This window comes from Paraburkholderia sp. RL18-085-BIA-A (assembly GCF_046027075.1).
Lineage (GTDB): Bacteria > Pseudomonadota > Gammaproteobacteria > Burkholderiales > Burkholderiaceae > Paraburkholderia.
This window is the reverse complement of the sequence record NZ_JARESU010000308.1, coordinates 1-3,646: the sequence shown is the minus strand read 5'-3', so window position 1 is coordinate 3,646 and position 3,646 is coordinate 1. Positions and strand designations below refer to the sequence as shown.

Annotated in this window: 5 protein-coding genes and 1 pseudogene; 4 read left to right on the top strand and 2 right to left on the bottom strand. The window is 58.4% G+C overall.

Annotated elements, in window-relative coordinates:
- Together P0D89_RS51550 and P0D89_RS51545 are read left to right on the top strand one after the other, a co-directional pair.
- Nucleotides 1-201: DDE-type integrase/transposase/recombinase (locus P0D89_RS51550; RefSeq protein WP_408379405.1), on the top strand; the 201-nt coding region annotated here is incomplete at its 5' end.
- A 181-nt stretch (nucleotides 202-382) separates the two neighbouring features.
- Nucleotides 383-652 (top strand): annotated as a pseudogene (locus P0D89_RS51545) (ATP-binding domain-containing protein); the annotation flags it as partial.
- A 79-nt stretch (nucleotides 653-731) separates the two neighbouring features.
- Here the strand turns inward: P0D89_RS51545 and P0D89_RS51540 are convergent.
- Complete coding sequence (locus P0D89_RS51540; RefSeq protein WP_408367935.1) at nucleotides 732-1,196, bottom strand: hypothetical protein; 465 nt, start codon at nucleotides 1,194-1,196, stop codon at nucleotides 732-734.
- Between P0D89_RS51540 and P0D89_RS51535 the strand changes: the two genes are divergently transcribed.
- On the top strand, nucleotides 1,178-1,414 hold the full coding sequence (locus P0D89_RS51535) for a hypothetical protein (protein ID WP_408367937.1): 237 nt from the start codon (nucleotides 1,178-1,180) through the stop codon (nucleotides 1,412-1,414). The two genes, P0D89_RS51540 and P0D89_RS51535, sit on opposite strands and share 19 nt — an antisense overlap.
- 731 nt (nucleotides 1,415-2,145) lie before the next feature.
- Here the strand turns inward: P0D89_RS51535 and P0D89_RS51530 are convergent.
- The gene (locus P0D89_RS51530) at nucleotides 2,146-2,403 is read right to left on the bottom strand and encodes a hypothetical protein (protein ID WP_408367939.1); all 258 of its coding nucleotides are present in this window, start codon (nucleotides 2,401-2,403) and stop codon (nucleotides 2,146-2,148) included.
- Nucleotides 2,404-2,897: 494 nt separating this feature from the next.
- Here P0D89_RS51530 and P0D89_RS51525 point away from each other — a divergent pair, with 494 nt between their 5' ends.
- Nucleotides 2,898-3,434, top strand: a complete 537-nt coding sequence (locus P0D89_RS51525; RefSeq protein ID WP_408367941.1) for a DUF4148 domain-containing protein — start codon at nucleotides 2,898-2,900, stop codon at nucleotides 3,432-3,434.
- Nucleotides 3,435-3,646 lie beyond the last annotated feature (212 nt).

Here is a 3,646-nt window from a genome sequence, read left to right as displayed (position 1 = left end):
CTGATCGAGCAGGATCATCGCAACATCAAGTCCAGGATCAACGCAATGCTCGGCTTCAAACGCTTCAGGAATGCGGCCATTACGATATCGGGCGTCGAGTTGATGCATCGCATTCGCAAAGGTCAGTTCAACCTCGCACGGTTGCACCTCAAAGATACCACTGCGCCCGCTGTTTGGAAGTCAGTCCTTTCAGCACGATGATGCAATGGTGAATACACCGTTTTTTCGCTTGCGCCCGCAATTTGCACCACAGCCCATAGCAGATCGGCTTACTGCGACAGAACCGACGCGCGTACCATGCCAGTCGCTCAAGGGCCTCATCAAGCGAGGTCGTTGGCACTGAACTGAGCAGCATCCATTCAAGGGGCTCAATGCCTTGCGGGGGAGAATCTATCTGCGTGCACTGGCGCGGCGAATCACGCCCGAGGCGTCCGCTGACTACGTAATCTCTACCGTTCACCGCGCGAAAGGGCTGGAATGGAAACCGGTGAAAGTAGCCAATGATTTTCGCTTCAAGACCATCGACGGACGCCTGATGCTGGAGCAAGACGAGATGCGCCTGCTGTACGTGGCAGTCACGCGTGCACGACATGTTCTGGACATCTCTGAGCTACGCGAAGAGCTTATACGGTTGTTCAGGTCGCGGCGGTGACAGGCTGACGACTGTTCGCGCCGCACCAGTGCGACTCTCAAGGCCGAGGCTAGACGGTCACCGGACACTCGATGCCGGCTCAGGCCAGCTTGCGGTCTGCCCGTTGGTAGGGCTCGCCTGCCTGGAAGCGGTCGAGCCGCTCGCTCGCTTCGGCGACAGCCCACAACGGCGCGCGGCGCAGCTGCTCGTCATAGGTTGTGACGATTGCAGCGAACTGACTTGCGGCGCCTTCATCCAGCCGCCATTCGCCCGTATCGCGGCCGCGGTCGAACGCAGCCGAGATGGCCGCCTCCGCGACGACCAGCTGCTCGTACGTGGCCGCGCCGTAGCCTGCCTCGGCGATAAAGCCCGTCAGGATCATCATCTGCGTGAGGGTCTGCGCGTCACGCACGCTGCCGGCGCCGGCCCGCATGGTTGCAAGTGCAAGGTGTACCCGCAGCGCGAGCTCGTCGGCGGTGGCGCGAGGCATCGGCAACAGTATCGTTTTCGCGCGCCGTGCTCGTGCCGAGTTGGGGTGGCGCGCGAATGGGAGAGTTTTGGGCATCAGGGTTCGTTGGTGATCTTTGCCATGAGAATATCGGCCACCGTCAGGCTTCGCTTAAGCCGATCACCAGGCGATGCGGCGCGGCGATGCGCGATGAATGCTTCGACATACCGGATTGCCTGCTCGCACTGTTCGAGTGGAAAGTTATGGATCGATCCTGGCACCGGCTCGAAGCCGAGTTCGCCGGCGACCCATCGGATGGTGTTGATGTTCGTTAATTCCGCTAGCCATGTTCATAGTTTGCGGTAATGAAAGAAAGCTCGTGGCCCGCCTCAAATAGGGCTGGCAGCGCGGAAGTCTGCCTACGCTGCCGTTGCGTTTCAGCAACGCATGTTCCGCCGTGTGTCCGCTAATTTTGCTAGCGCCGCCGAAGTGTCCGTCATTTCCGCTAATGCGGCTGCTTAGGACTCTAGGCGTTGACGAAAATGGAGTACTGTGGGGCACTTTCGGTGTTGCTCGGCGACCTCCCACGTTCCGCAGTTGGATGTCGCAGATAGCACAGCCGAAAATCACTTGATCATCCGCGCCGGACAGTGAGTGTGCGTCAACCTTCGACCGACGCGATAGCGGAAACAGGACACCATTAGCGCTTCAACGGACGTCATTAGCGGAATCTACGAACTTCAACAGCGGCCGTGAAGCTAGACGGCGGCAATCGTGGTTTCGGACAGCCCATTGCCACGTCTTTTGTGCGCAAACGTGCTTCTCAACACCTCGGCCGGACCCCTGTCGATCGTTCTTCCCTCTGTAGTCGTTTCTTCACGTGACGAGCAATGGCTACCGTGCTTGCTCCGGCATAGCGAAAACCGAGCTGACGTTGACCTCGCCATAAGACGTAGGGGTCCGCTTCTGACTCGGCGCGTGGCCCATAAAGTACGTTTGCCGAAACCATTCGGCGAAAATGCGGTGCAAGTCTGTTCAGATCTCGGCAATATCGCGGCCGTTATCTTCAATGACCGAACCAGAGTGACTTGTGGCCGCTGTACGTACGGTCGTTGCCCGGCGTGACGATCGTCACGCGCGAGCCTGCTTGCGACGACCCCGTCAGCGCGACACCGCCTACCGACCTATCGGTCGTCGACTGTTGCGCAGCGACGTTCGATTGGGTAGCCTGGGCGTCGGCTTGATAGTTGGTGCTTTGCGCGAAGGCAAAAGCGGGCGCAGCGAGTGCGCAGGAAACGAGAACAGCCTTGAGCGTTGCTTTCATGATGGTTCACCTATCGTTGAGTAATGGCTGCGTTCACATGAACGGAGCCTTAAGGCCCTTCGTTGTGTATCGAGAAGAGTTGATGCCATTCTGAGCAGTTTCGAATGACCCGATCCTGTCTCGCGGATTACCACGTTGTCAGCTTTCTCCCCTTCGCCGGATTGATGCCGTAGACGCACCAACGGCCGCGCGGCAAAGCCGGCGCGGCAGTTGTTGCGTTCGATAAAACCTATCGACTAGTTCGCGCCGGTAACGTCGTCACCCGGGCTCATCTGCTGCTGGGTCGCATACACCTCGTGCAGTCGACGGAGGATGTCGTTGCCACGGGGCAAGCGCGCCAGGACCCTGCAATGTTCCAACGGGACGCACTGGCTACGCATATCGAGTCCGCGAGTCGACGCAGAAGTTCAGACAGTTAAAACTGCCGGGCCGCATTGCGTACCTCAATCGGCTGCGCAGATTGGCAAGCGCGGTTGCCGGCACGCTGCTCCAATTTGACCCCAAAAGTTGCCGTCTACAAGTGTGATGCGCCGACGCTCAGCGTCCGCTTCGCCCTAGATCGTCGACATTGGAAGTACCCCAGTGTCACGATCCGGTTAGCAAAATGTTCATCTGTTTCATTGCAGTTCGATACGTCGCGCAGCCCAACATTGCATCCTCACAACACCGCGCAAGGAACTGACGACATGAAACCCTTCTGGAGCAAATCCGCAGTGGCGCTTTGCGTGCTGCTGGCAAGCGGCGTGGCGTCGGCAGCCAGCAAACTGACGCCGGCCGAATGCACCGACTATCCTTTCCAGCCATTGAGCAAACCGGTCACGCATGCTCAACTGATGCAAGAACTCAGCGAACTGGAAGCGGTCGGCTACGATCCGTCGGCTCGCGACGAAAGTTACTATCCATCAGACATCCAGTTGGCGGAAGCGCGCCTCAGGTTGAAATACCGGGCCGATTGTCTCGGAGAGAACGTGAAGGTGCCCACGACACGGATTGAATCGAGCAGTGACCTGTTAGCGCCGATGCAAAACTGATATTCATTGAAAGACCTACCAGCAGCACCAAGAAGGGGGGTGGCCGAGGTGTGGCCAAACGTCTCATGCAAGTGGCCGGGGAGGAAGCGCTGGCACGTGGATGTCATGGCGTATCGCTCGACACGCATGGTTTTCACGCAAGGTGTGTCCAATTTGGCGAATTGCCTGATTTTCCGGCCGGCCACTCTAAATCTTTTTGAAAAAAGCGCTCG

Excerpts from the sequence above, each read along its gene's own strand:
- P0D89_RS51535 (WP_408367937.1), top strand. The coding sequence starts at position 1,178 with ATGGGAGAGTTTTGGGCATCAGGGTTCGTTGGTGATCTTTGCCATGAG.
- P0D89_RS51530 (WP_408367939.1), bottom strand. The coding sequence starts at position 2,403 with ATGAAAGCAACGCTCAAGGCTGTTCTCGTTTCCTGCGCACTCGCTGCG.
- P0D89_RS51540 (WP_408367935.1), bottom strand. The coding sequence starts at position 1,196 with ATGCCCAAAACTCTCCCATTCGCGCGCCACCCCAACTCGGCACGAGCA.